Raw genomic sequence first — 24,624 nt, 5'->3', positions numbered from 1 at the left:
AGGACATGGAGGAAAACAATAATAACTTAGGGAAAAAAGTCGCTATATCAGTAATGTCGGTAGCATTACTAGGAACATCAGGATACCTTGTGTATGACAAAGGCTTTAAGACAGCAGGAAAAGAACCAGTAAAACTAGCAAGTAATACAGAAGAGAAAAAAGATGATCGTATTACAGGGGGCGATTTACAGTCTATGTTCCCAAATTTAGTCGCTGATCCTGCAAAAAAAGATGAAAAACCCGGCGAAAAACCAACTATTAATTTAGCAGACTTAATTGGGAATAATAAATCACCAATTACGCCAGTAACATATAAACCAGATGAAGTATCGGTGGAAAAGAAAGATCCACAAATTAAATTATCGGATGCACCAACTCCACAAAAGTTAGATTTGCCATCTAATATGGGGGGACCTGTGGCAGAACCGGGAAAAGCGAATGATAATAAACCGCAACCAACTGTACAAGAAGGAGACGGACAAAAACCAGATACAGGTACAAAACCAGACGCAGGTATAAAACCAGATACGGGTACAAAACCAGACGCAGGTACAAAACCAGATACAGACACAAAATCAGACACAGGTACAAAACCAGATACAGACACAAAACCAGACACAGGTACAAAACCGGATACAGGTACAAAACCAGACACAGGTACAAAACCAGATACAGACACAAAACCAGATACAGACACAAAACCAAAGCCAGATCCAGAACCAAAACCAACACACCCAACAATTACAGTATCACCAAAAACGGGAGATATTTTAGTTGAGTGGTACGCTGGAAATGGAAAATACTACTCATCTGTTTTCTTTAATGATTTTTATACGAGTCAAAAAGAACTGGATGAAAATGCATTAAATAATTTAACGAACTACTATAGTAAAAAAGAAGACTGGACGCTCGTTAGCCAATTGAATACACCATCAAAATCAAAATCAATAGCTGAACATAAGTTAGCATTAGATAATGTAGAACAAATTCTTACAAGTGGTGAATATTCAAATGAGAGAGCGCTATTCTATTTACGTAATCAAATGAACGTACTGAATGAATCGGTTACCACTCAAGAAGAGCTACAAAGATATTTAAGTGAAAATAAGAAGAATTATATTAAATCTGTAGCAGAAAAAGTTTATCAAACAGCAACAAAAGAAAAAAGAGAGTGGCTAAATACAGGGGATGTGGCATCTTTAGAACAAGCATTAAGTAAATTTTATTTAGTTACATCAGTATTTGAAAGTGTAAATCCTGCATTAGTAGAAAAAGCGAATCAAGATGTAGGAGATATTTTCAACAAGCTATTGCAAGAAGAATTACAGAAACTTAATATCCAAACATCAGTAGTGCAGTCTACAACTGAAACGAAAAAAAATGCAAGCCAAGTAAAAGAAGATACTGAAAGTAATGAAGCAAATGCAGTTACAAAAGAAAAGGTAAGTGAAAATGAGGCAACAAGTACAACAACTGAGAAAAACCAAAAAGATGCAAAAACTGAAGGTGCCAAAAATAACGAGAAAACAAGTAATATTGATTCAAGTACTCAAAAAGCACAAGTGAAATCTGAACCATTTAGTCAAGAAATCGATCAAATAGAAACCTATTTAAATCCAGCGAATCCACAATATGAAAATGCTTTACTATTAGCAAATAAGTATATTGACGGTGCAACAGGAGAACAAAAAGAAAAATTAGAACAGCAATTTAGTGCGGCTGTAGAGGGACTTCGTGGACAAATTAAAGATTCTAATTTCAAAGTGGAAGATGCTATAAATAAAGCGAATTTATTAGCAAATACGGCAAGAGTAGAAAAATCTGTTCAAGATGAATCTCATAAATTATTAATGCCGCTAATGTTTGAAAGAAAAGCAAATGATGCTGCAAATAATGGAGAATATTATACAGCGGTATTAAATATTGCAAATGCAATTCGTACAAAGCACCCATTGGAACGTTCAAGAGAAGAAATGGTTAATTATGCGAATAAATTATGGATAGATACAGAAAATGAATGGAATAAAATAAATGGAACGACAGGATGGCAAAGTGAAGTAGGTAAAACATTATTACCATCATACACATTACTTGCACAGTTAAAAGATATTGATAAAACGATTGGCCAAATTAGTGGTATGAATATGATTGATAATGCATCAAAAAAAATGGAGGGAATTCAGCTTGTGCAATTAGCAGGTGATGAAGCAAATAAAGAAGGACAAACAAGCCTTTATAATGCTTTACATTATTATGGTCAAGCAGCTTCACGCGGTGTTGTTGACAAAACAGGATTTTCTAATGTTGCTGGTCTTGTAATTAAAGAAGCAAAACAGTTAGAAAAAACGCAATATAAATCAGCGTTAAACAATTATCAAATTTTATATAAAACACCAGGTATCGAAGAATTAGGAATTAAAGATGGAGTAAAAGCGGCAATTGAGTATTTGAGTACATTTGAAGCTGCAAAGGTAAGCGGTAATAAAGATACGATTGAAGATTTAGCTTCAGCAATTGAATTAACTTACCACTCTATGGAACTAGGATATCCAGAAGCAGATGCAAAAGAATGGATGAATACGGTAGCTCTAAAAATGTTGAATAAAGGTGCAGGATATATGTCCGCAACTGATACGAATAATGCATATAAATGTTTTGAATTTTTAAGTCGTGATAAATATGCAAATGCTATTAATGGAGAAATAACGAAACAAGCAAAAAAGAATGTAGAAACAATTAAATCTATGAACGTTAAAAAATAATTAGATTTAATATTCGCCATCTTACTTTGAGTAAGATGGCGAAATTATTTCGCATAAGGAGTGAAATTCAATGAGTTTACTAGAAATTTGTCCATTAGATGAGGCGTTAGTGGAGGCTTTACAGAATGAAGAAAAAAGAGTTCGTTTTTATGAGATATTACAGAAATCAAATTTGTACGTTGTTGCTTCGGTAGAGGGCGATACAACTGTAGATGAAGAAGGAAATTTGATTTCAACTGAAAATACACAATTGCAAATTCATTATTTTGAAATGGAAGAAGGATTAATGTTACCACTGTATTCTGATTTGAAACATTTAGAAATGGTTATTCCAGAAGAATGTCCGTATGTGTCTATGAAAGCAGTTGAATTATTAAAGACGATAGATTTAGAGGCAAATGTAATATTAAACCCAGGAACAAAATTTCAAAAATTATTTGTAAAGGAAGAAATTGAAGCGATTTGTGATAACAGTATCTTTGATATTTTTTCTAAAGGGAATAAGTAAAAATTGATGCAGTTCTATTTCTTTTTGGTATAAAATAGAGGAAGGTGGGAGAAGGTTTGGAAATTAAGGTCAAACCTGAACAACTCGAACAAATTGCCAAAAACATATCAGAGATGCAAACACACAGCCAGACCATACAACAAAATCTCAATCAATCTATGTTTAGTATTCAAATGCAATGGCAAGGAGCAACGAGTCAACATTTTTATGGGGAATATATGAGATCAATGAGACTCATGGAATCTTACATACGTAACTTACAAGTTACAGAAAAAGAATTACGGCGTATCGCTCAAAAGTTTCGTCAAGCTGATGAAGAATATCAAAAGAAACAAAATGAAAAATTGAAAGAAGCCCATCAAAAAGAAAAGAAACATGAAAAATCATGGTGGGAAAAGGGAATAGAAGGAGCAGCTGAATTCATCGGAGTAAATGATGCAATTCGTGCAGTTACCGGTAAAGACCCTATTACAGGAAAAGAATTATCAACAAAAGAAAGACTCATCGCCGCAGGTTGGACACTCCTAAACTTTGTTCCTGTTGGAAAAGTGGCAAGTCTTGCTGGAAAAGGAATAAAGTATGTCGCTTCTAGCTTTGGGAAGACGATTGTAAAAGCAGGAAAAAAACTAGGCGAAGGCGTAACAATGGTGGCTGGAAAAGCTGGAAAAGCAGCTGTCGATGGCATAAAAACAGCCAGCCACAAAGTAAAAGAGGGTGTAAACTTTGTAGCCTCGACAGCAAAAGGATTTGCCGACAAAATCGGAAGCCTATGGAACAAAGGTGCCACAACCGTAAAAACAACCTTCTTGCAGGGGAATGAAAAGATCCAGCACGCAGTAAAAACATTAATGGAGTACAAATGGATCCCAGGCGAGGGAAAAGGCTTCGCCATGGCTGGAGTAGGAAATGTCTCAGGAGGAGGACAGTATTCTCTGAAAGAGGCTTATCAGTATATGGAGAGTAAGGTTGTTAAGGGTACGGGTAATAGAGAGGCTGAAGTTCCACCTGCTTTTAGACAAACTGATTTTGCTAGTTCTTATGAAGCAAGGTATAATCAGACACCTTCACCAATTAATTCGAAGGTTGAATTTGAAGGAATCAGAGGAGAATCTTTAAGTACGCTTAAACCACCACCAGACCCTAAATTGAAACGTATATTAGATGAAGCTGGCATTAAAGGTATTCAATATAAAAACGGAGTTCCTGATTTTTCACCAGTATCAAAGGCTCAAATTGAAATTGACTATATGCTTGGAGGAAAAGGAAATTATGGTACAAAGGCTAGGACATACAATTTTGCTCAAGCAGACCAAAAGTTAGCAGATAAGCTAAATGACTCAGTTGAACTAGCTCGCCAATTTGGAATGGAACCTGGTGGGATTACCGCGAAAGACATAGACAAATATCGAACAAAAAATCAATTAACATGGCATGAAGTAAATGATGTGAAAATAATGCAACTTGTACCGACAGAGATAAATAAAAGATTTGGGCATCTTGGTGGAGTAGGTGAGATAAACGCAGGGGCGTTTGAGCCAGGAGGATTTGCTAAAAAATAAAAAGGAGAAGTAAGATGAAAATAAATGATGCGATTTTTGGTGAGCTTGAATATGATTTTGTGTGGTCTAAGGATACTAGCATTAACTTTTTGGGAAATGAAGTCGAGATAGCACTAATAGTAAAAGGTGATGAGGATGGTAAGTTTGATGAAGAACAATATGTAGCATATACTTCACTCATGCAAAATTGGGAACAATTACAACAAAGCTTTTTGCAATCAATATTAGACTATTACAAACAAGAGCGTCAGGAACTAGGTTATGATATTGAAGTAAATGAAAAATATCCATTAGTTGAAACAACTAATGAAATATTAGAAATGATAAGTTTAGATGGGATTGTTGTTCCCTATGCAGGTATTTTTGACGGTCGGGATATTGGAATTACATTTAATTGTACATGGGATACAGAAAATGGGCTAGGGATTCGTTTGCTAAATGAAAAAGTAACTGAAGTAGGTTATCAAGACGTTGCAATTTAAAATAGGCTGTTAAAAAGTACATACTTCATGATGGTTGTACCATCATAGAGTGTTATGTGCAATGATAGAATAGAAAATAAAGTACGAGCTTAGGCGAGATGACATTTTACCGGGCGATAAATATAAACACATGGAATGTATATTAAACTAACGAACTCGTACAAACTCGTAAGTTTTAATATAGTATTTGTCATGATGTACAAAAGGTGTCATACTGTTACTACAAAACTTACAAATTTACGCTACTTAAAAACATATGAACTTAAAGCACTTGATTGTCTATGATAGGCAACAAGTGCTTTTTTCGTCTTAGTATAGAAATAAGATATAATAAAAAAGTTAATATTTTGTTAGATTGAGAAAATAAAAAGTATCTACTAAAAAGCAGCTGTCGATGGCATAAAAACAGCCAGCCACAAAGTAAAAGAAGGTGTAAACTTTGTAGACTCCATAGCAAAAGGATTTGCCGACAAAATCGGAAATCTATGGAACAAAGGCGCCACAATCGTAAAAACAACTTTCTTGCAGGGGAATGAAAAGATCCAGCACGCAGTAAAAACATTACTGGAATACAAATGGATCCCAGGCGAGGGAAAAGGCTTCGCCATAGCTGGAGTAGGAAAGGTCTCAGGAGGAGGACAGTATTCTCTGAAAGAGGCTTATCAGTATATGGAGAGTAAGGTTGTTAAGGGTACGGTTGGAGCTAATAACTTTAAATTTGGAGATAATGCTAAAAATCATTTGAAAAATGTTGAGAATATAAGCACTAAGAAAGGAGTTAGTGGTGGACATAACATGGATGAATTTTACAATGATTTAAAAAATTAGGGTGTTGATGTAGAAGACTTAATTATATCTAAAAAATCACATTCTTCAATTGAAGGGATTTATGAGATAGAATACAAAATACCTAGAAAAGATATGGTTGGAAATATTGCAGAACCTGTTTCATATAAAAATATTAAGGAGCCTAAAACAATATACGATCCAGCAATGATTAGTGATGATAAGATATATCAGTGGGGAAAAGAAGCAATGCAAAAGGGAATAATAAATGGTAGGCTTGTTGAAGGTACTGCTTCAAATGGATTGAAGTTCAGAGGTTATTTAAATGATACTGGAGAGATAACTAACTTTTTCCCAATTCTAGACTGATATTATAAGATACAATGTTTATAGGAGGATAAAATGAATAGTAATTTTGAATTTATTGAAGATAAAGAGAAAAACGATGAATTAATGTCAATATATTTTAACTTTATAAACGGTAAGTACTTGGAAAGAGCTTTGAGTTTTTTTGTAAAAAAAGAGGGGTTTGGACAAGAAATAGTATTTGTTCATTTTCAGTCGGATTTAGATGAATTTGATATGTCACAGCTACCTATACCTTTAGATGATAAGCATGTTTTGGTTGAATTAGATTCTCCAGCTGTTGAGTCTGAACAACAAGTGTATTTGGACTTTGAAACTTTTTATAATTATTTGGAAGAACATGTAAAAAAAGAAGTGAAAAAAAATCCAGAAAGAAATGGATTAATGGATTTATTAGTGCAAGTTAAGCGTAGCTTAAATTTGTAATATCTTATAGCCATTTTACTAGATTCGAAGGGCAGAAAAAGAACTTTTTGAAGAACGCGTTTTTATTAAGATTTTATTATATTTCAATAAGGGAGATTGTCTGATATTGAATAAGTAAAGAGGAAGTTATAGATGAAGAAGACTTAACAAAAGAGACCTCATATTTGAGGTCTCTTTTGTTAAGTGTATTGAAAAAATCCCTAATTAAAAATTAGCGTGAGATAACAACTATAAGGGTACGGGTAAAGGCGGCAGTACTGTAAGTGAAGTTAAAACATTTGTGGACAAAGGTAAACATTTTACAAATGGAAGAAAAAATAGATTAAAGCCTAATGTTAGATATAAAACGGGAGAGTATGATTACTTTTATGAAACAGATAATCTTGGAAGAATTGAAAAATTTGAAACAGATAAGTTACAATTAACTGAGAGAGAAGAGATTATCACATAGCAAAAATACACTAGGAAAAGTAAAAGGGCAAGATCATGCAGGGCATTTGGCTGGTGATAGATTTGGAGGATCACCTAAAATTGACAATTTAGTTTCGCAATTATCTGATGTTAATATGAAGCAGTATAAGAAAATTGAAAATGAATGGGCTGCAGCTTTGAAAGAAAAACCCCCTAAAGAAGTAACAGTTGATGTTGAAATAATTTATCATGGCAATGATATGCGTCAAAAGGAATTTATAGTTAATTACTCGATTGATGGTAAGGCGGACTTCAGAGTTATTAAAAATTGATTTAAGGAGTGAAAAAGTAGTATGAAAGAATTTGAAGATAAATTTAGTGAATTGCAAGCAGATATGATATCTATATGTATGGAATATGTTGAAGATAGGGCGGATAAGGTGTACGTTTATGCTTCGCGTGAGGAAGGAATTATTTCGGGAAGTTTCTTTTATTGCATTAACAATAAGTATGTAGAACGTCATAAAGTAAATGATGCATTGGAAGATGAAGACGAAAGATATGATGTTTCTACTAAAAGACAGTCTATGGTATTACGCATTATATGTGAAGATATTGAGAAAATTGAAGAATTATGCAAAGAATATGAGCGTGACATGCCAACTGAGATGAAATTGATATATGATGTTCATAGTGGCAAGTTTAAAGCTCAATATAAGTATGATTTAGTATATACGAATGATGAAGTTAAAACAGCTAGCCATATTGCTGATGAGTGGTTTGAGGAAGTGAAAAATAATAAACTTTAAAAAATTTATAGTAATAGATATATTTAAACTGAATTAATAACTCATGAAAGTTTTAGCATCTATTTGTATAATAGCATTTGCATACAGGAGTGACAAAGTATTGCTGTAATTAATTTAAAACATGTTATGGAGTACTATGTGCAATGATAGAATAGAAAAAGAAGTACGAGCTTAGACGAGATGACATTTTATATGGCGATAAATATAAATACATGGAATGTATATGAAACTAATGAACTCGTACAAACTCGTAAGTTTTAACGTAGTAGTTTTTATGACATACAAAAGGTTTCATACTTTTACTGCAGGATTTACAAATTTATGCTACTTAAAAACATATGAACTTAAAGCGCTTGTTTGTCAATTAAAGGCAACAAGTGCTTTTTTCGTCTCAGTATAAAAATGATATATAATAAAGATAAAGTTAATATTAGCTTGAGATTATAAAAAGTGAAAAATAGGTACTAAAAAGCAGCTGTCGATGGCATAAAAACAGCCAGCCACAAAGTAAAAGAGGGTGTAAACTTTGTAGCCTCGACAGCAAAAGGATTTGCCGACAAAATCGGAAGCCTATGGAACAAAGGTGCCACAACCGTAAAAACAACCTTCTTGCAGGGGAATGAAAAGATCCAGCACGCAGTAAAAACATTAATGGAGTACAAATGGATCCCAGGCGAGGGAAAAGGCTTCGCCATGGCTGGAGTAGGAAATGTCTCAGGAGGAGGACAGTATTCTCTGAAAGAGGCTTATCAGTATATGGAGAGTAAGGTTGTTAAGGGTACGGGTAAGAGTAGTGAGATAACTGAAATAACAGGAGAAAATTTTGGGGAACACATCATTAAAGGGAAGAATGGAAGGAAAGAACTTGCACCAAACGTACGTTATATTACTGAGGAGAATTATAAGTATACAACAGATGAACTTGGTAGAATAGTAGATGTAAATGCGGAAGAGTTAATACTTCAAAAAGGAACGCGAAACCCGGGAATGCAAGTGGCAGCAGGTCGAGAATATAGATTGGTTGATGATGATGGTGGACACTTGATAGGAACTCAGTTTCGTGGTTCGGGAGATATTGATAATTTGCTTGCTCAGAATAGGCAAATTAATCGCTCTGGTGGAGAATGGTACAAGATGGAGACTGAGTGGGCAAACGCTCTGAAAGAGATTCCACCAAAAAAAGTATCTGTAAAAATTAAGCCAGTTTTTGTTGGGACTTCATTAAGACCAGATTCATATAAAGTAGTTTATGAAATTGAAGGTAAAGGAATATTTAAGAAAACCATTGAAAATAGAGCAGGAGGTTGAGTATGGAAAAGGAAATGAATAGATTATATAGAGAGATAGCTGAAACAGTTAATGAAATGATTCCAGAAGATTGGAATAAATTTTATTTTTATGCTCAAATATCAGAAAATGGGGGAGGAACTTACTTTTTTTATAATACACTTGAAAATAAGCAATATAAATATAGTGTAGAAATTCCTTTCAAATATCAAATTGATGAAAATGAATTTGAGAGAAAAGAAGATGTTTTATATAAATTGAGTAAGGAACTTAGAAAGGTTTTTAAAGATAATGAGCAGGAACTTTGGTATTCTTTTACAATTTCCCTAGAGAGTAGTGGGAAATTTAAGTTACATTATGATTATACAAATTGGTTTGATACGGAATATAGTTTTAGTGACCAAATGATTATTTGGAAAAATAAATACTTAGGCGAAGTACCAAATGATGAAAATTATAAAGCGTTAATCGATAAGTATTATAGTGAATTTCCGAATAATCCTATTTAACTAAATAAAAGACAGAAAAAATAATAGGCTGTTTGAAAATACATACTCCATGATGGTTGTACCATCATAGAGTACTGTGTGCAATGATAGAATAGAAAAAGAAGTACGAGCTTAGGCGAGATGACATTTTACTGTGCGACGAATATAAAGACATGGAATGGACATAAAACTAACGAACTCGTACAAACTCGTAAGTTTTAACATAGTAGTTGTCATGAAATACAATAGGTGTCATACTGTTATTACAAAACTTACAAATTTAATGCTACTTAAAAACATATGAACTTAAAGCGCTTGATTGTCAATTAAAGGCAACAAGTGCTTTTTTGCGTTTTAGGATAGAAATGAGTAGACACATTATAATTTTATAAGTGCGCTAAGTGTTAAATTTTTATAGATTGTAATGGCTGTGTACAGGGTATGACGATAGTAGAAGAAAAAATAAAGGGTTGTGTTATTTTTTGAAGTCATCGTAAAGTACGTTTTAACGGATGGACGTTATGCACACGTTATCCGCAAAAAACGGGTAAACGTTACGGGGACTTTAATTACTGTAACGGGAAGGGACTCAATATGGAAGAGAAAGTAGTTGGTTATGTACGAGTTTCAACAGAAGGACAAGTGCGTGAAGGATACAGCTTAACGTATCAAGTAGAAGAAATTGAACGGTACTGTAACGAAAATGAACTACAACTGCTTCGCATATACGAAGATAAAGGAATTAGCGGAGCGACAGTAGATGAAGATGGATTAACAGTTGAACGTGATGGACTACAAGAGCTATTGTCCGATATGGCATATCATCAAGTGAGCCAAGTTGTTGTACTCAATACATCTCGGTTATGGCGCTCTGATATGGCAAAAGTGTTAATACAAAGAGAGCTAAAGAAATACAAGGTAGATGTGAAAGCAATTGAACAACCAAATTACAGTATATACACACATGACCCAAATGATTTTTTAGTAAATGGCATGTTAGAGCTACTAGACCAATATCAACGTCTCGAAATTGCATTAAAGCTAAGTAGAGGCAGAAAGAAGAAAGCGGAACAAGGTGGATATGCAGGTGGTGGTGTGATGTTTGGTTACAGGGCAAAGAAAGGACAAAAAGTGTTAGAAGTAGATGCTAATAAAGCAATCGTTGTACGTAGGCTATTTGAGCTACGACACTTTTTTAGGCATTGGTCGCTGACTCAATTGGCAGAACGACTGAATGCAGAAGGCTATCGTACAGAGAAAGGGAAACGATTTACGAAAGTACAAGTGAAACGCATGTTAGACCGAGAGAGTTTTTATCGAGGGGTATATACATATGGGCAAATACAAACAAACGGTAAACATTCAGCAATTATATAACAGCCGAACTTAAAAAAATCGCTCATTTTACTATATGTACTTATGAAATTATGAAAATGGATAGGCTTGCGTACCTATGCGCATCGGAAGATGAACGCTCGAACTAAGGTTGCCGACATTTTTATATATGACTAAATCATTGAATAGAGGGATGAGTTATGCATAATAGACAAAACTATTTGTATGTAGGAGTAGATTTACCTAAGCAGCATCATACGGCTGTTATTATTAATTGTTGGCAAGAGAAACTAGGAGAAATACAATTTGATAATAAACCATCTGCATTTTCGAAGTTTTTATTAGAAGTAGAGACATATGTGAGTGATGGTTTATCAGTTGTATTTGGTTTAGAAGATGTTGGTGGTTATGGAAGAGCGTTAGCGAAATATTTAGTAGACCATGAACGAGTTGTGAAAGAAGTAAATCCAGCTTTATCATTTTTAGAACGCAAAAGTGAGGTAATGATTAAAAAGAACGATAGCTGGGATGCGGAATGTGTAGCACGCATACTGGTAAACAAATTTAATCAACTGCCAGATGCAAAGCCAAACGATTTATTTTGGTCAATACAACAATTGGTTTCAAGAAGGAATGCATTAGTAAAAGCACAAAGTGCGTTAAAGAACCAACTACATATTCAATTAAACCATCATTATCCAAGCTATAAAAAGTTTTTCTCAGAGCTAGATGGAAAAACAGCATTAGCATTTTGGCAGCAATATCCGTCACCCTCTTGTTTAGAGGGGGCGAATATAAAGCAATTAACAGCTTTTTTATTAGATGTTAGCAACAATACATGTTCAGTAAAGAAAGCAAGCGACATATTAAAACTTGTAAAAGAAGATGGACAAACAATGAAAGAGTACCAAGAAACACGAGACTTTTTAGTAAGAAGTATTGTACGGGAGATTGAGTTTAAAAAGAAGGAAATGAAATACATCGAAAGAGAATTAAAACGGTTAGTAAATCTACTAGATTATCAATTAGAGACGATGCCGGGAATAGAACTTGTGACGGCATCAGCATTAATAGCTGAGATAGGGGATATAAGACGATTTCTAAATGCCAATAAATTAGCGCGATTTGCGGGGATTGCACCTGTTTACTTTGGTTCTGGTGGGAAAGGTAAGGTACATAAAAGCAAACAAGGAAACAGGGCGCAACACGCTTTATTTTATAATTTAGCAGTACAACAAGTGCAAGTAGCGAAAGGAAGTAAGTTATCCAGAAACCCAGTGTTTCATGCATATTATCAAAAGAAACTTAAAGAGGGAAAAACAAAAGGACAAGCATTGGTATGTATTATGAGAAGGCTTGTAAACATTGTATATGGCATGATGAAATATAAAACAGCTTATGAATTGCCGGTAGTGGAAGAAAAAGAAGTAGTTTAATAAGGTTTTACATGGTTTGCTTTTTTATTGTGAGAGTTTAAGATTACAACATAGGGTACGGGAAAAGTGTATCCAACGAGACAAATAGATTCAGTAACAGAAGCACATATAATTGATAGAGTGAAAGAACTAAGAGCGAATTTAACAAGTAGGTATAAGAAATCTGGTAATTTTGCTGTTGCAGAAGTGGATGTCAGTGGGATAAGTAAATCTGAATTTTATGCTCAAAGTAGCATAAATGAACTCAAAGGAAATCTTGAGCATAAGGTGCCTGATATTTCTTTACAACCTGAAAATCCAATGTTTAAAGCTACAGAAGCAGTTGGTAAAGAGGGAGAGAGTTATTTAAGGAATACAGATACGGAGTATAAAATACTAAATGATATTGCTTCTAGGCTTGGAGAGAATACACAAGCTACTGGGAAAATTAAGTTATTTACAGAATTGGATACTTGCGACAGTTGCAGTAAAGTCATAGCAGAGTTTGCTGCTAAATATAAAAATATTGAATTAGAAGTCATACACAACAATGGTAATAGAATTATTCCTTAAACTTAATTTTTTTGGAGGGGGAAGACTAATGAAAGACTGGGAGTATAATGAATTATTTGATGCGATTCAGGAGACATATGAAGAGTTGTTAGATGAAGACAGGGGATATAGGTATGCTATAGCAAAACTAGCGGATGAATTTGATAACTTAGGTAAGATAGAAGACGTTATTGTTGATACTGCTATTGGAGAAATTGCAATCGGCCATGAAAAAGTTTTTGTTGGGCGCATTGAAGGTATAACAAAGAGATTAAGCATGTTTAATCCACAAGAAGCAGGAGATGAATTAACATTAGAAGAAATAAAAGACTTATCAAGAAGAATAAATAAAGTAATAGAAGGACTAAAAAATGTAGAGGTTGATTATAATCCTTCAGCAGAATAAAGGTTAGTGTTTTAGAAAAAGAAATAAGTGATTTAAAGTAAGTACTTCATGATGGTTGTACCATCATAGAGTATTATGTGCAATGATAGAATATGAAGTACGAGCTTAGGCGAGATGACATTTTACTGGGCGATGAATATAAAACACATGGAATGTATATGAAACTAACGAACTCGTACAAACTCGTAAGTTTTAATGTAGTAGTTTTTATGATATGTAAAAGGTGTCATACTTTTACTACAGGATTTACAAATTTATCATACTTAAAAGCATATGAACTTAAAGCACTTGATTGTCTATGATAGGCAACAAGTGCTTTTTTCGTCTTAGTATAGAAATAAGATATAATAAAAAAGTTAATATTTTGTTAGATTGAGAAAATAAAAAGTATCTATTAAAAAGCAGCTGTCGATGGCATAAAAACAGCCAGCCACAAAGTAAAAGAGGGTGTAAACTTTGTAGCCTCCACAGCAAAAGGATTTGCCGACAAAATCGGAAGTCTATGGAACAAAGGTGCCACAACCGTAAAAACAACTTTCTTGCAGGGGAATGAAAAGATCCAGCACGCAGTAAAAACATTACTGGAATACAAATGGATCCCAGGCGAGGGAAAAGGCTTCGCCATGGCTGGAGTAGGAAATGTCTCAGGAGGAGGACAGTATTCTCTGAAAGAGGCTTATCAGTATATGGAGAGTAAGGTTGTTAAGGGTACGGGTAATAATTCTTCGAGTAAGGATGTTTATGGACCTTATTATGATGAGGCAAAAAAATTACACGAAACTAACCCTGATTGGAATCCTAATCCTGATGAATCTACAATAGTAAAGGGTAAAGAACTAAAGGAAGCAAGAGCAGACTATCAAGCGTTGGTTAGAAGAGGGGAACTTGAAAAAGGTCACCATGTACAAGGTTTATCTTTTGGGGGAGAGAATGTAAGTTCAAATATAAAGAATACAGGAGAATCGACTATTCGTCGAGAGCAAATTGATGATTTGAATTTGGATTTTTATCATGAAATGGGTTATGGTAAAGAAAATGCTAAGGTACTAAAAATACATGAGAATGAAAAGGGGATTATTGTATTTGGTAATAATCCACAACATACTGAGGTTACTGTTTTTCAAAATAAAGTTCTGAAATGGCAACGAGAAAATGGAAAGAGATAATTTAATGAAAGTAGGTGCATTTATGGGAGAAACGAGAAATCTTATGAATAGTATATGGTTTGGAGAAAAAACAATTTTAACTAAATCGGAAATAAAAGAAAAAATTTTAAAATCTGTAACAGAAACGGAAGTTTTATTTAACTTAATAGAATTATTTAAAACGGGGGATTTTACTCAAAAACCACTATTAGTTCAATTAATGAATCAGACTAAAGATGAAGCGGTTCTGAATTTATGTATTAGAGTATTTTTATCTGTCGCAACACATGAAGACTTAAGGGATTCAAATAATCTCCGTTTTCTTAGTGAGGTAACTGAAGAAACAGTAGACACTTTTGCATCAGCTGCCACAACCTCACTTTCTCTTGAGGTAATTCCATATTTATTGGCTTTACTTGAAGAGTGGGAGGAATTCAGTGATACAGCTACTATTATAAGAGACTCTATTGATTCCTTTATTAATTTTGAAGATCAAATTGGTGAAGATGCAACTATAGATGAAATTGGAAATTTTTATTTTAAGTATTGTCAGGAGAAGGATACAAATAGTTATTATTCTCAACAGAATTTAGCTTTTCCTGGAGACTTAGCTAAAAAATTGATTCAGCGGGTTATGATTGCTGCTAATAATGAGGAGCAATTAAAAATGGAATTAATACCATCTTTATTATCAATTTGGACTGGTAAAAGAGTACCTGCGGATTACAACACTATTATTAGTGCAAGTAATTATAAAGATTTTATTGACTATATAAACGAACTTTCAAGTGAAAACTGGGAAAAGGGACAAAAATATTTTTACGGATATAAGCTTTAACTATAATCTATGAAAAACAAAATATATGTGAAGTGGATAGGAAAAAATAATAGTGTGTTTGAAAATACATACTTCATGATGGTTGTACCATCATAGAGTACTATGTGCAATGATAGAATATGAAGTACGAGCTTAGGCGAGATGACATTTTACTGGGTGATGAATATAAACACACGGAATGTATACGAAACTAACGAACTCGTACAAACTCGTAAGTTTTAACGTAGTAGTTGTCATGACATGTAAAAGGTGTCATACTGTTACTACAAAACTTACAAATTTATGCTACTTAAAAACATATGAACTTAAAGCACTTGATTGTCTCTGAAAGGCAACAAGTGCTTTTTTCGTCTTAGTATAGAAATAAGATATAATAAAAAAGTTAATATTATATTAAATTGAGATTATATAAAGTGAAAAATAGGCACTAAAAAGTAACTGTCGATGGCATGAAAACAGCGAGCCACAAAGTAAAAGAGGGTGTAAACTTTGTAGCCTCCACAGCAAAAGGATTTGCCGACAAAATCGGAAGTCTATGGAACAAAGGTGCCACAACCGTAAAAACAAGCTTCTTGCAGGGGAATGAAAAGATCCAGCACGCAGTAAAAACATTACTGGAATACAAATGGATCCCAGGCGAGGGAAAAGGCTTTGCCATGGCTGGAGTAGGAAATGCCTCAGGGGGAGGACAGTATTCTCTGAAAGAGGCTTATCAGTATATGGAGAGTAAGGTTGTTAAGGGTACGGGTGATGTTGGTGATATAGCCAGTGGAGCTAATATAAAGAAATTAGATGATTTTTCAGGACCTTTAGAAAATGGTCCATATATTAAAAACGGAAAACCTAGGGGTAGACCACAATTATCTGGGGAAAAGAAACTTGGATTTGAAAAAGATGTTTTCAATAAACAGATAGACCCAGATGGGATTTTACGAGATCACTAACACTAGTGAGACAATTGACTGGAAACCTGGACGACCACGAAAAGATAAAGTGGATTTTGGTCATATAGAAGGAAAGTCTTATAAGAAAATGTTCGAGAAGTATAAACATGGTGAGATTAGCCTTGAAGAATTAAAGGAATTTCAGTTTAATCCAGATAATTTCAGATTAGAAACGCCTTCTGCAAATAGGAGTCATAAATATGAGTAGTTAGGAAGATGATGGAATGAAAATATTAAATGTTTTTGATGCGGTTAGAGAAGGAACCTTTGAAGATTTCAAACAATTTTATGATGGTGATATTAATCAAATTGATAGTGATTTAGATATCAATTTATTGTGTATGGCAATGATTAATGATAAAAATTCTAGTGAAAAACTTAAGATTATAAAATTCTTGCTAGAAGAGGGTATTGATATTAATTACACTACAGCTAAAAATAAAAGGAATGCATTGCATATGTTTTATTTTTGTGTTTTACGTCCAACAATAGAATATGAATTAGAGATAACAAGGTTACTTATTGATAATGAGATTAATATCAATGCTTTAGATAAATATAATGCTATCCCCTTGAAGTATGCTATTACGATAAATAAATTGTCTACAGAAGATAATAAAGAGATGTATAAACTACTTATTAGTAGTGGTTCAAAGTATAATTTGAAAGATGAATTTGGAAAATCATGTGTGGATTATGCCAAAGAGTATTCTTGGAGAAATGATTTATTAACTATTATTGAGGATTGTGAATATGAAAGTTAATAATTCTGACTTTGGAGGTTTTATTGTTTCTAAGAATGTTGTAGCCGGAAAACCAATACGTTATACATTTAGAGAAAAATCAGAAGTTCCTCAATTAAATGGGTGGAGACACAAGCAGCTCTTCATAAGCCTGATCAAGTAGCTGATGGGAATTATTTGAAAATTGGTGGCATGGCGGAAGGTATAGTAAAAATGCACCTGGTAAACCTGTTAATCCAAACTATTTAGAAGAATTTTAATGGAAAGGAGAATAATAGATGAGTAAAATGGCAATTAAAATAAGCTCTAATGGTTTATTTAGTAAATGTGTAGTACCATTAAGAAAGTACACTGGTTTAGGAATTACAGAGATAAAAAATAAAATTGAAAACAAAGATTTTTTTGCCGAAACAGATGCAAATGATATTGATGATATGGAAAATTTAAAGGAATTAGTTGATAACTTGTTGAAGTTAGGTGCGGAAGTGAAAATGTTTGATAGCGATGAATACGGTGAGGGAATTTTCGATTACCAAGAAATTTCTTACGGCGAATTTATAAATAATATTGACCGGTTAAAAGAAAGTATGGAAGAATTACAGGATTACGATGATGCTCTGTCTGACGAAGGATAATAAAAAGGTTTCTCATCAAATTTTAATATAACCCTTGACAGTTACAAATATAACAGATATACTTCATATTAATTTCAAAAGAAAATATATTCTAAATATTAAAATGTGTTGAATAGGAGTAGTAAGGTCGTATATTTGTACAGAGAGCTATGGGTTGGTGTGACATAGTCAAATGACATCCTGAACTCGCCTAGGAGCAGTAAGGTGGAACGGAATCACATTCTTAGTAAATCTTAACGGTTAACCTTCGATATTAGGTTTGTAATCGAACGATTACTACTAAGGTGGATTCATAATGGAATCAATAAGGGTGGTACCGCGTTAAGCAAATGGCTTAGCGTCTCTTTATATAGAGACGTTGAGCCATTTTTTTATTTTATAGAAATAGAAATGGAGGGTTTATTTGAATTGGTCTATATAATTTTATTATTTATATAAATAAATTTAATTAGGAGGAAAATAAGATGAAACAGACGGAGCAATGGACTTCTAAATTAGGGTTTATAATGGCAGCAGCAGGATCGGCAATTGGACTTGGCGCAATATGGAAGTTTCCTTATATCGCTGGGAAAAGCGGGGGAGGAGCATTCTTTTTAATCTTTATATTATTCACTGTATTAATTGGGTTACCGCTACTTATAGCTGAATTTATGATTGGACGCAGTACGCAGAAACAAGCAGTTGGCGCATTTAAAAGTATTGCACCAAATACAGGATGGCACTGGATTGGACGCCTTGGTGTTGGAACGTGTTTTATATTACTTTCGTTTTATAGTGTTGTAGGTGGATGGGTGTTAATTTATTTATTCAGAGGAGTAACGGGACAACTTATTACTCCAGGACAAAATTACGGTGCATTATTTACTGAAACAATTGGAAATCCGGCTTGGGCAATTATGGGACATTTCGCTTTTATGTTCATTACGATTTGGGTCGTATCAAAAGGTGTACAAAACGGAATTGAAAAAGCAAGTAAATATATGTTGCCAGCGTTGTTCGTTTTATTTGTCGCTCTTATTATTCGTTCATTAACACTTGATAATGCAATGAAAGGTGTGAAGTTTTTCTTACAACCAGATTTTTCAAAGATTACTTCAGAAAGTATTTTGTTCGCAATGGGTCAATCATTCTTTGCGATTAGTATTGGGATTTCGATAATGGTCACATATAGTTCCTATTTGAATAAAAAAGAAAGTTTACCAAAATCAGCAATAACAATCGTTGGGTTGAATTTATTTGTTTCATTATTTGCGGGTCTTGCTATTTTTCCAGCTGTATTTTCATTAGGAATGGAACCAACAGAAGGGCCTGGATTACTATTTATCGTATTACCATCTGTATTTAGTCAAATTCCGTTCGGTGGGTTTTTCTTAACAGTATTCCTTGCACTATTTACATTTGCGACATTAACATCGGCATTTTCTTTACTAGAGACAGTTGTTTCAGCATTAGCAAATGGGGAACGAGAAAGAAGAACAAAATTATCATGGATGATCGGCTTCTGCATTTTCTTAGTAGGTATACCATCTGCGTTATCATTTGGCTTATGGAGTGATATTACGATTTTCGGAAAGAATATTTTTGATGCGGTAGACTTCTTATCTAGTAATATATTAATGCCGCTTGGAGCACTATTTATTAGTATTTTCGTTTCATTCAAAATGGAGAAGAAGGTGCTAGAAGCAGAGTTTTTTGTAGGTGGTAATTATGGAAAGAAAGTATTTACTTGTTGGGCGTTTTTACTTCGATTTGTAGCACCACTCGCAATCATCATCGTCTTTTTAAATGTAATAGGGATTATTTAACAATAAATATTATAATATTCAGTAAAAAAAGAAGGTGATGATCATAAAGGCGAATTTGATAGAAGCAGGGAAATACATGCATATTAGAGGGAAAAAGCTATACGTTGAAATGCATGGAGATCCTAAAAATAAACCAGTTCTATACTTGCATGGTGGACCAGGAGAAAGTTGTTATGATTTTTCATTTCATCAAGCGGAACGTTTAAAAAATTCTTTATATGTAATTATGATAGATCAAAGGGGTGTTTGTCGCTCAGAAGAAATTAATGAGGACGAAGCTTTTGGATTACATGATTTAATTGAAGACTGTGAGGAACTAAAAAAAGTATTGCAAATTGAGAAGTGGTCTGTAATTGGACATTCTTTCGGTGGATATGTAGCATTGTTATATGCATCGATATATCCAAGTTCAATAGAGAAAATAATATTTGAAGGACCAACTTTCGATTTCGCGTTAACAAGTAAGGCCTTGTTACAAAAGACAGGGCATTTATTGAAAAAGTATGAAAAAGAAGAAGTAGCAGAAGAGTCTCTTGCTTATTCATCTAGCAATGCTAGTTCAGAAGAGTTGTTAGATGCTTATATAAGACTAAGTGACGAACTAGAAGAAAATAGAATGGAGATTTACAATAATAAGGAAGATGTGACAAACGAGAGTTTGTATAGTGATGAAGAGTGGGAAGTATTTTCAAATCGCTCCAAAATTCATTTTGATAGATTAAAATTAGAAGGAGCATTTCATACTTCATTATTACGAAAAATAAAAGATGTACAAAGTCCAATGTTATTAATAGTAGGAAAACATGATGTGGTAACGTGTGAAAAACAAATTAAAACATTTAATAAAGATGCTCGAAACGGCAAGTATATTGCATTTGAAGAAAGTGGTCATTCACCTCATTATGAGGAAGCAGATAGGTTTGCAGAAACAGTCATACATTTTTTGAAATGAAGAAAAGGGTGCTTCTATAAATGAGAAGCATCCTTTCTAAATTTCTGGATATGTAATTGTGACGTTAGGCCACTTACTTTGCCAATTCTTTTTTATAACTCTGTTTTTGTACATATGTAATCGTTCTTTTGATTCAAGAAAATGAGCTGTTGGTCTCACTTGTAAGGAAAGAACATCTTCAATACCACATGGTGCTGTTAATATGACGTTGTTTCTTTCATCAAGTGTAACTCCTAAAGCCGTTGCTGTTTCAGGAAATTTAGAAATAGCATTAACAGAAGAAGAGTACGGTGGCATATTATTCACTACATGCATACGAGCTTGATTTTTTACAGACCAAGGGATAGAGGCATCCAAATTTATCAGTTTCTTTTCTAATAATTGTTCGTATATCTCATCTTTACGAAAAGGATCAAAATAAATGACATCAACGTCTGGTGTAGTTGTTCTTATTTCGTAGTTATGTAAAGTATCCCAAATTTTAGAACGAACAAAGCCGGCGCAAATCCACCAATCAGGTAGTTCTAGTGATTTTACTAATTGTAATACGTTTATCATCCATTCGTCGTTTTCTATTAAGCGGACTATATCTTGCTCTGTTTGTATTTTCATTTGTTATCTCACCTTCTTTTTTAGAGAGTGCATTAATTCATAAGCTTTATAATCCATGTAATCCAGTAAGCACCTGGTATGAATAATAGTTGAGCTAGTAATGTACCAAAAAGTCTAGAAATCATTAGCCAAGCATACATTTTACTCATTGCTTCAGCACCTTCTTCTGATTGAAGAGCGCGCTCTGTTAAAAGAGCAATACGTGGATCTAATAGTACTGTTAATAAAATAGTAGCAAAACCATTAATAAGACCAGAAGCTGTAGTGGCTTTTGTTGCGAAAGCTGGAATTAAAAAAGAAGCATATAATGCGGAAAGAACCCCCGCTGTATAAATAGCAGTAGCAAACATGTTAATAAGCATAATACGTTTTGGAATACCACCGATACGTAGCCTATGAATCATTTCGAACTTTGGAAAACGTACATATTTTTTTGTGTACTTTAATTTTTGAATGTTATTTGTTTTCATCATTCGAATGAAAGAACCGTCTGTTTCAAAGTTTTGAATGACGTATCCAAATAGTTTTGTCAAAGTTGGATATAGTATAATCGCAAGCAACGTACCAACAGAGGCCGATAATAGAACGAGTCGCATAATATTCTCTAAATCAATAGAAGAATCTAGTTTTGCTTCATCGACAATCCCGCCCAGTAAAAAGGCTTGTAGTAAGTTTGACGTTCTTGAAATGAGTAATACGATTCCTACGACAGATAATGCAACAGCAATCTTCTTTAAACGAACGCCTGCTAATCGAATACTATAAGAGCTTGTTTCAACTGCGTGGATTACAATCGTGAAAGTCATTATAAAAATTAATGTAATTGCCATTTGTTTCACCAGTTTCTATTAAAATAATTGTAACTTTTTTACTTTATCATATCTATTACATTTTGTAACTGAAAGTATGTGACATAGGAAAAGTAATTTTTCAGAAAAAAAGATAGTGATAGTATTATAATAGAAGGGAAAGAGGGGGAATCTGTTATAGGTTACTTATAAAGTAAAACGAGTGGGGGATTGAAACATGTACACAACATTTCTATTTGATTTAGATGGAACATTGACGGATCCGAAAGAAGGTATTGTAAATTCAGTATTGTATGCATTAAAAAAGGTTGGCATTGAAGAATTACATATAAGCGAGTTAGATTCATTTATTGGTCCACCCATACAGCAATCATTCGTAGAGAGATATAATATGAATGAAGGAGAAGTTGAACGGGCTGTTTTTTATTTCAGAGAGTATGTAAAGCAGCGAGGATTGCTGGAGAATAATGTTTAAGAGGGTATTCCAAGTCTTTTAAAACAATTAAAAGATACAGGCAATCGTTTGTTTATAGCTACCTCAAAACCTACTGTATTTGCAAAACAAGTACTAGATCATTTTCAACTAACGGATTATTTTGAAGATATCGTTGGAAGTAATTTAGATGGTACAAGAATAAAGAAAGAAGAGATCATTGCTCATATTTTACAAACAAATGAAGAACTTAATAAAGAAGGAATTGTCATGATTGGAGATAGAAAGCATGATATAATCGGTGCGAATTATAATGAGATTGCTTCAATTGGTGTTTTATATGGCTATGGTAGTGAAATGGAATTGACTGAAGTTCGTGCGACTCATATAGTAAATGATGTAAAAGAATTACATCATTTTTGTTTAGAAAATAGTTTGATAAAGAAGTAAATATAGAGACTAATAATCCCTTTATAACGTATGATGATGAAATCGTTTTTGTTTAAAGGGATTTTTTATATGTAATCGAATATGTATAATTAGACATTTTTAGCATGAAAAATTTGTATGAATAAGAGGAGTGATGTCAGAATCAAAGGATTAATAGAAATTTATCAATAAAAGTTTGAATTTTCAGTTTAAAGGAGAGGTATAATTGGAGCTAGTTATTATATTATTAGCACTTAGTTTACTTATGTTTGTAGCGTATAAAGGATTTTCTGTTATTTTATTTGCACCGATATTTGCATTATTTGCGGTATTTTTGACAGAGCCTAGTTTTGTATTACCTTTCTTTTCGAATATTTTTATGGAGAAAATGGTAGGTTTTATTAAACTATATTTTCCTGTATTTTTACTCGGGGCAATATTTGGGAAAGTAGTAGAAATGTCAGGGATTGCGGACTCAATTGCAAAGACAATTATAGAGTTAGTTGGTGAAAAACGTACAATATTAGCGATTGTATTAATGGGTGCTATTTTAACGTATAGTGGTGTTAGTGTGTATGTAGTAGTGTTTGCTGTATATCCGTTCGCAGCTAAGTTGTTTCGACAAGCGAATATTCCAAAACGTTTAATTCCTGGAACAATCGTTCTTGGAGCGGTCACGTTTACGATGGATGCGCTACCTGGATCACCACAAATTCAAAACGTAATACCTACAACGTTTTTTAAAACAGACATTTATGCTGCGCCGATACTTGGTATTGTAGGGGCAATTTTTGTACTTACGTTAGGTTTACTATATTTAGAGAGTAGACGTAAGAAGGCGAAAGCAGCTGGAGAAGGATATTTTGGTTTTAACGATGGGAATACGGAAATGGCAGCTTCTTTACAAGCAGAACAAAAAGATATGCAGCTGGTTAAAAATATTGAAATTACAAGAGCGCAGCAAGTAATTGCTTTTATACCACTTATTTTAGTAGGTGTAATGAATAAAGTTTTTACTATTATGATACCGAAGTGGTATCCGAATGGTTTTGATTTTTCTGCAATTGGTATGAAAGCATTTGGAAAAGTAGAATTAAGTGCAGTAGTTGGAATCTGGTCAGTAGAATTAGCACTTATCATAGGTATAGTAACAACGTTATTATTATATTGGAAACGAGTAGTAACAGGATTCCAAGCTGGATTGAATACAAGTATTGGTGGAGCGCTACTTGCAACAATGAATACAGGAGCTGAGTTTGGATTCGGTGGTGTTATCGCAGCATTGCCAGGTTTTGCGATTATGAGAGATGGCATTTCTGCCACGTTTACAAATCCGCTAGTGAATGGAGCAGTCACGACGAATATTTTAGCAGGCATTACAGGTTCTGCATCAGGAGGAATGGGAATCGTTTTAAGTGCAATGGGAGATAAGTTTATTGCAGCAGCTAATCAATTTGATATTCCGTTAGAAGTAATGCATCGTATCGTATCAATGGCATCAGGAGGAATGGATACATTACCACATAACGGAGCTATTATTACTATTCTTACAGTAACTGGGTTAACACATAAACAATCTTATAAAGATATATTTGCTATTACAGTTTTGAAAACGCTTGCTGTATTTTTAGTTATCGCGTTCTATACTTTAACAGGAATTTATTAAATAGATATTTTATAGACGAAA

At 33.6% G+C, this 24,624-nt stretch carries 25 protein-coding genes, 5 pseudogenes and 1 other annotated feature; of the genes and pseudogenes, 28 read left to right on the top strand and 2 right to left on the bottom strand.

Annotation, left to right across the window (positions count from 1 at the left end):
* Positions 1-5: 5 nt before the first annotated feature.
* The 26 genes and pseudogenes from ACTFRS_RS07645 (at position 6) to ACTFRS_RS07520 (ending at position 20,654) form a co-directional block, all read left to right on the top strand.
* The gene (locus ACTFRS_RS07645; protein ID WP_440023814.1) at positions 6-2,762 is read left to right on the top strand and encodes a hypothetical protein; all 2,757 of its coding nucleotides are present in this window, start codon (positions 6-8) and stop codon (positions 2,760-2,762) included.
* A 70-nt stretch (positions 2,763-2,832) separates the two neighbouring features.
* Positions 2,833-3,270 carry an SseB family protein gene (locus ACTFRS_RS07640; protein ID WP_440023815.1) on the top strand — a complete coding sequence of 146 codons (438 nt, stop codon included), beginning with the start codon at positions 2,833-2,835 and terminating at the stop codon, positions 3,268-3,270.
* Positions 3,271-3,326: 56 nt separating this feature from the next.
* The gene (locus tag ACTFRS_RS07635; RefSeq protein ID WP_440023817.1) at positions 3,327-4,829 is read left to right on the top strand and encodes a WXG100 family type VII secretion target; all 1,503 of its coding nucleotides are present in this window, start codon (positions 3,327-3,329) and stop codon (positions 4,827-4,829) included.
* A 14-nt stretch (positions 4,830-4,843) separates the two neighbouring features.
* Positions 4,844-5,311: a DUF2004 domain-containing protein gene (locus tag ACTFRS_RS07630; protein ID WP_440023818.1), complete on the top strand. Its 468-nt coding sequence runs from the start codon at positions 4,844-4,846 to the stop codon at positions 5,309-5,311.
* A 381-nt stretch (positions 5,312-5,692) separates the two neighbouring features.
* A pseudogene (locus ACTFRS_RS07625) lies at positions 5,693-6,007 on the top strand (WXG100 family type VII secretion target); the annotation flags it as partial.
* A complete protein-coding gene (locus tag ACTFRS_RS07620; RefSeq protein ID WP_440048709.1) occupies positions 5,981-6,139 on the top strand; it encodes a hypothetical protein in 159 nt (52 codons plus the stop codon). The pseudogene ACTFRS_RS07625 and the gene ACTFRS_RS07620, both read left to right, overlap by 27 nt.
* 21 nt (positions 6,140-6,160) lie before the next feature.
* Positions 6,161-6,466 (top strand): CdiA family toxin C-terminal domain-containing protein, encoded by a 306-nt coding sequence (locus ACTFRS_RS07615; protein WP_440048712.1) that lies wholly within the window; start codon positions 6,161-6,163, stop codon positions 6,464-6,466.
* 33 nt (positions 6,467-6,499) lie between these two features.
* Positions 6,500-6,889, top strand: coding sequence for a hypothetical protein (locus ACTFRS_RS07610; RefSeq protein ID WP_440023820.1), 390 nt, complete (start codon positions 6,500-6,502; stop codon positions 6,887-6,889).
* A gap of 280 nt (positions 6,890-7,169) precedes the next feature.
* Complete coding sequence (locus ACTFRS_RS07605; protein ID WP_440023822.1) at positions 7,170-7,340, top strand: hypothetical protein; 171 nt, start codon at positions 7,170-7,172, stop codon at positions 7,338-7,340.
* Positions 7,315-7,632: a DNA/RNA non-specific endonuclease gene (locus tag ACTFRS_RS07600; RefSeq protein WP_440024598.1), complete on the top strand. Its 318-nt coding sequence runs from the start codon at positions 7,315-7,317 to the stop codon at positions 7,630-7,632. The genes ACTFRS_RS07605 and ACTFRS_RS07600 overlap by 26 nt, the downstream gene beginning before the upstream one ends.
* A gap of 21 nt (positions 7,633-7,653) precedes the next feature.
* Positions 7,654-8,109: an immunity protein YezG family protein gene (locus ACTFRS_RS07595; RefSeq protein ID WP_088063235.1), complete on the top strand. Its 456-nt coding sequence runs from the start codon at positions 7,654-7,656 to the stop codon at positions 8,107-8,109.
* Between the two features lie 609 nt (positions 8,110-8,718).
* A complete protein-coding gene (locus ACTFRS_RS07590) occupies positions 8,719-9,417 on the top strand; it encodes a DNA/RNA non-specific endonuclease (protein ID WP_440023824.1) in 699 nt (232 codons plus the stop codon).
* Between the two features lie 2 nt (positions 9,418-9,419).
* Positions 9,420-9,905: an antitoxin YezG family protein gene (locus ACTFRS_RS07585; RefSeq protein ID WP_440023826.1), complete on the top strand. Its 486-nt coding sequence runs from the start codon at positions 9,420-9,422 to the stop codon at positions 9,903-9,905.
* A 573-nt stretch (positions 9,906-10,478) separates the two neighbouring features.
* Positions 10,479-11,261, top strand: a complete 783-nt coding sequence (locus ACTFRS_RS07580; RefSeq protein ID WP_431085011.1) for a recombinase family protein — start codon at positions 10,479-10,481, stop codon at positions 11,259-11,261.
* A 158-nt stretch (positions 11,262-11,419) separates the two neighbouring features.
* Positions 11,420-12,655, top strand: coding sequence for an IS110 family transposase (locus tag ACTFRS_RS07575; RefSeq protein WP_440023828.1), 1,236 nt, complete (start codon positions 11,420-11,422; stop codon positions 12,653-12,655).
* Between the two features lie 66 nt (positions 12,656-12,721).
* The gene (locus tag ACTFRS_RS07570) at positions 12,722-13,207 is read left to right on the top strand and encodes a deaminase domain-containing protein (RefSeq protein ID WP_140168587.1); all 486 of its coding nucleotides are present in this window, start codon (positions 12,722-12,724) and stop codon (positions 13,205-13,207) included.
* A gap of 28 nt (positions 13,208-13,235) precedes the next feature.
* A complete protein-coding gene (locus ACTFRS_RS07565; protein ID WP_000656074.1) occupies positions 13,236-13,592 on the top strand; it encodes an Imm3 family immunity protein in 357 nt (118 codons plus the stop codon).
* A 398-nt stretch (positions 13,593-13,990) separates the two neighbouring features.
* Positions 13,991-14,758: pseudogene (locus tag ACTFRS_RS07560) on the top strand (hypothetical protein); the annotation flags it as partial.
* Between the two features lie 4 nt (positions 14,759-14,762).
* Positions 14,763-15,575, top strand: coding sequence for an Imm47 family immunity protein (gene imm47, locus ACTFRS_RS07555; RefSeq protein WP_242293895.1), 813 nt, complete (start codon positions 14,763-14,765; stop codon positions 15,573-15,575).
* Positions 15,576-16,006: 431 nt separating this feature from the next.
* Positions 16,007-16,330 (top strand): annotated as a pseudogene (locus ACTFRS_RS07550) (WXG100 family type VII secretion target); the annotation flags it as partial.
* A 166-nt stretch (positions 16,331-16,496) separates the two neighbouring features.
* Positions 16,497-16,727, top strand: coding sequence for a GH-E family nuclease (locus tag ACTFRS_RS07545; RefSeq protein ID WP_431085013.1), 231 nt, complete (start codon positions 16,497-16,499; stop codon positions 16,725-16,727).
* Positions 16,728-16,743: 16 nt separating this feature from the next.
* Positions 16,744-17,283, top strand: a complete 540-nt coding sequence (locus ACTFRS_RS07540; protein WP_242293893.1) for an ankyrin repeat domain-containing protein — start codon at positions 16,744-16,746, stop codon at positions 17,281-17,283.
* Positions 17,273-17,389 (top strand): annotated as a pseudogene (locus ACTFRS_RS07535) (DUF2185 domain-containing protein); the annotation flags it as partial. The gene ACTFRS_RS07540 and the pseudogene ACTFRS_RS07535, both read left to right, overlap by 11 nt.
* 151 nt (positions 17,390-17,540) lie before the next feature.
* Positions 17,541-17,897 (top strand): hypothetical protein, encoded by a 357-nt coding sequence (locus tag ACTFRS_RS07530; RefSeq protein WP_242293892.1) that lies wholly within the window; start codon positions 17,541-17,543, stop codon positions 17,895-17,897.
* Between the two features lie 99 nt (positions 17,898-17,996).
* Positions 17,997-18,245 (top strand) — a binding site (T-box leader).
* A 116-nt stretch (positions 18,246-18,361) separates the two neighbouring features.
* The gene (locus ACTFRS_RS07525) at positions 18,362-19,702 is read left to right on the top strand and encodes a sodium-dependent transporter (RefSeq protein WP_242293891.1); all 1,341 of its coding nucleotides are present in this window, start codon (positions 18,362-18,364) and stop codon (positions 19,700-19,702) included.
* Positions 19,703-19,739: 37 nt separating this feature from the next.
* On the top strand, positions 19,740-20,654 hold the full coding sequence (locus ACTFRS_RS07520) for an alpha/beta fold hydrolase (protein ID WP_431085041.1): 915 nt from the start codon (positions 19,740-19,742) through the stop codon (positions 20,652-20,654).
* 36 nt (positions 20,655-20,690) lie between these two features.
* Here the strand turns inward: ACTFRS_RS07520 and ACTFRS_RS07515 are convergent, their stop codons facing one another.
* Positions 20,691-21,266, bottom strand: coding sequence for a nucleotidyltransferase family protein (locus tag ACTFRS_RS07515; protein ID WP_139867358.1), 576 nt, complete (start codon positions 21,264-21,266; stop codon positions 20,691-20,693).
* 32 nt (positions 21,267-21,298) lie between these two features.
* Positions 21,299-22,096 (bottom strand): lipid II flippase Amj family protein, encoded by a 798-nt coding sequence (locus ACTFRS_RS07510; protein WP_139867356.1) that lies wholly within the window; start codon positions 22,094-22,096, stop codon positions 21,299-21,301.
* Positions 22,097-22,292: 196 nt separating this feature from the next.
* Between ACTFRS_RS07510 and ACTFRS_RS07505 the strand changes: the two are divergent.
* Together ACTFRS_RS07505 and ACTFRS_RS07500 are read left to right on the top strand one after the other, a co-directional pair.
* Positions 22,293-22,958: pseudogene (locus tag ACTFRS_RS07505) on the top strand (HAD family hydrolase).
* 205 nt (positions 22,959-23,163) lie between these two features.
* On the top strand, positions 23,164-24,603 hold the full coding sequence (locus ACTFRS_RS07500) for a GntP family permease (RefSeq protein ID WP_070805909.1): 1,440 nt from the start codon (positions 23,164-23,166) through the stop codon (positions 24,601-24,603).
* The last annotated feature ends 21 nt before the right edge of the window (positions 24,604-24,624 follow it).

Origin of the sequence: Bacillus cereus group sp. MYBK139-1 (assembly GCF_051916915.1) — a bacterium.
GTDB classification, from domain to species: domain Bacteria; phylum Bacillota; class Bacilli; order Bacillales; family Bacillaceae_G; genus Bacillus_A; species Bacillus_A pacificus.
Note: the sequence above shows the minus strand (reverse complement) of the source record. Positions and strands in the feature narration are given on the sequence as shown.

Bases quoted from the DNA above. Each gene is read 5' to 3' on its own strand.
- ACTFRS_RS07645 (WP_440023814.1), top strand. From the start codon at position 6: ATGGAGGAAAACAATAATAACTTAGGGAAAAAAGTCGCTATATCAGTA.
- ACTFRS_RS07640 (WP_440023815.1), top strand. From the start codon at position 2,833: ATGAGTTTACTAGAAATTTGTCCATTAGATGAGGCGTTAGTGGAGGCT.
- ACTFRS_RS07630 (WP_440023818.1), top strand. From the start codon at position 4,844: ATGAAAATAAATGATGCGATTTTTGGTGAGCTTGAATATGATTTTGTG.
- ACTFRS_RS07620 (WP_440048709.1), top strand. From the start codon at position 5,981: ATGGAGAGTAAGGTTGTTAAGGGTACGGTTGGAGCTAATAACTTTAAA.
- ACTFRS_RS07610 (WP_440023820.1), top strand. From the start codon at position 6,500: ATGAATAGTAATTTTGAATTTATTGAAGATAAAGAGAAAAACGATGAA.
- ACTFRS_RS07595 (WP_088063235.1), top strand. From the start codon at position 7,654: ATGAAAGAATTTGAAGATAAATTTAGTGAATTGCAAGCAGATATGATA.
- ACTFRS_RS07585 (WP_440023826.1), top strand. From the start codon at position 9,420: ATGGAAAAGGAAATGAATAGATTATATAGAGAGATAGCTGAAACAGTT.
- ACTFRS_RS07580 (WP_431085011.1), top strand. From the start codon at position 10,479: ATGGAAGAGAAAGTAGTTGGTTATGTACGAGTTTCAACAGAAGGACAA.
- ACTFRS_RS07575 (WP_440023828.1), top strand. From the start codon at position 11,420: ATGCATAATAGACAAAACTATTTGTATGTAGGAGTAGATTTACCTAAG.
- ACTFRS_RS07565 (WP_000656074.1), top strand. From the start codon at position 13,236: ATGAAAGACTGGGAGTATAATGAATTATTTGATGCGATTCAGGAGACA.
- imm47 (WP_242293895.1), top strand. From the start codon at position 14,763: ATGAAAGTAGGTGCATTTATGGGAGAAACGAGAAATCTTATGAATAGT.
- ACTFRS_RS07545 (WP_431085013.1), top strand. From the start codon at position 16,497: ATGGGATTTTACGAGATCACTAACACTAGTGAGACAATTGACTGGAAA.
- ACTFRS_RS07540 (WP_242293893.1), top strand. From the start codon at position 16,744: ATGAAAATATTAAATGTTTTTGATGCGGTTAGAGAAGGAACCTTTGAA.
- ACTFRS_RS07530 (WP_242293892.1), top strand. From the start codon at position 17,541: ATGAGTAAAATGGCAATTAAAATAAGCTCTAATGGTTTATTTAGTAAA.
- ACTFRS_RS07525 (WP_242293891.1), top strand. From the start codon at position 18,362: ATGAAACAGACGGAGCAATGGACTTCTAAATTAGGGTTTATAATGGCA.
- ACTFRS_RS07520 (WP_431085041.1), top strand. From the start codon at position 19,740: ATGATCATAAAGGCGAATTTGATAGAAGCAGGGAAATACATGCATATT.
- ACTFRS_RS07515 (WP_139867358.1), bottom strand. From the start codon at position 21,266: ATGAAAATACAAACAGAGCAAGATATAGTCCGCTTAATAGAAAACGAC.
- ACTFRS_RS07510 (WP_139867356.1), bottom strand. From the start codon at position 22,096: ATGGCAATTACATTAATTTTTATAATGACTTTCACGATTGTAATCCAC.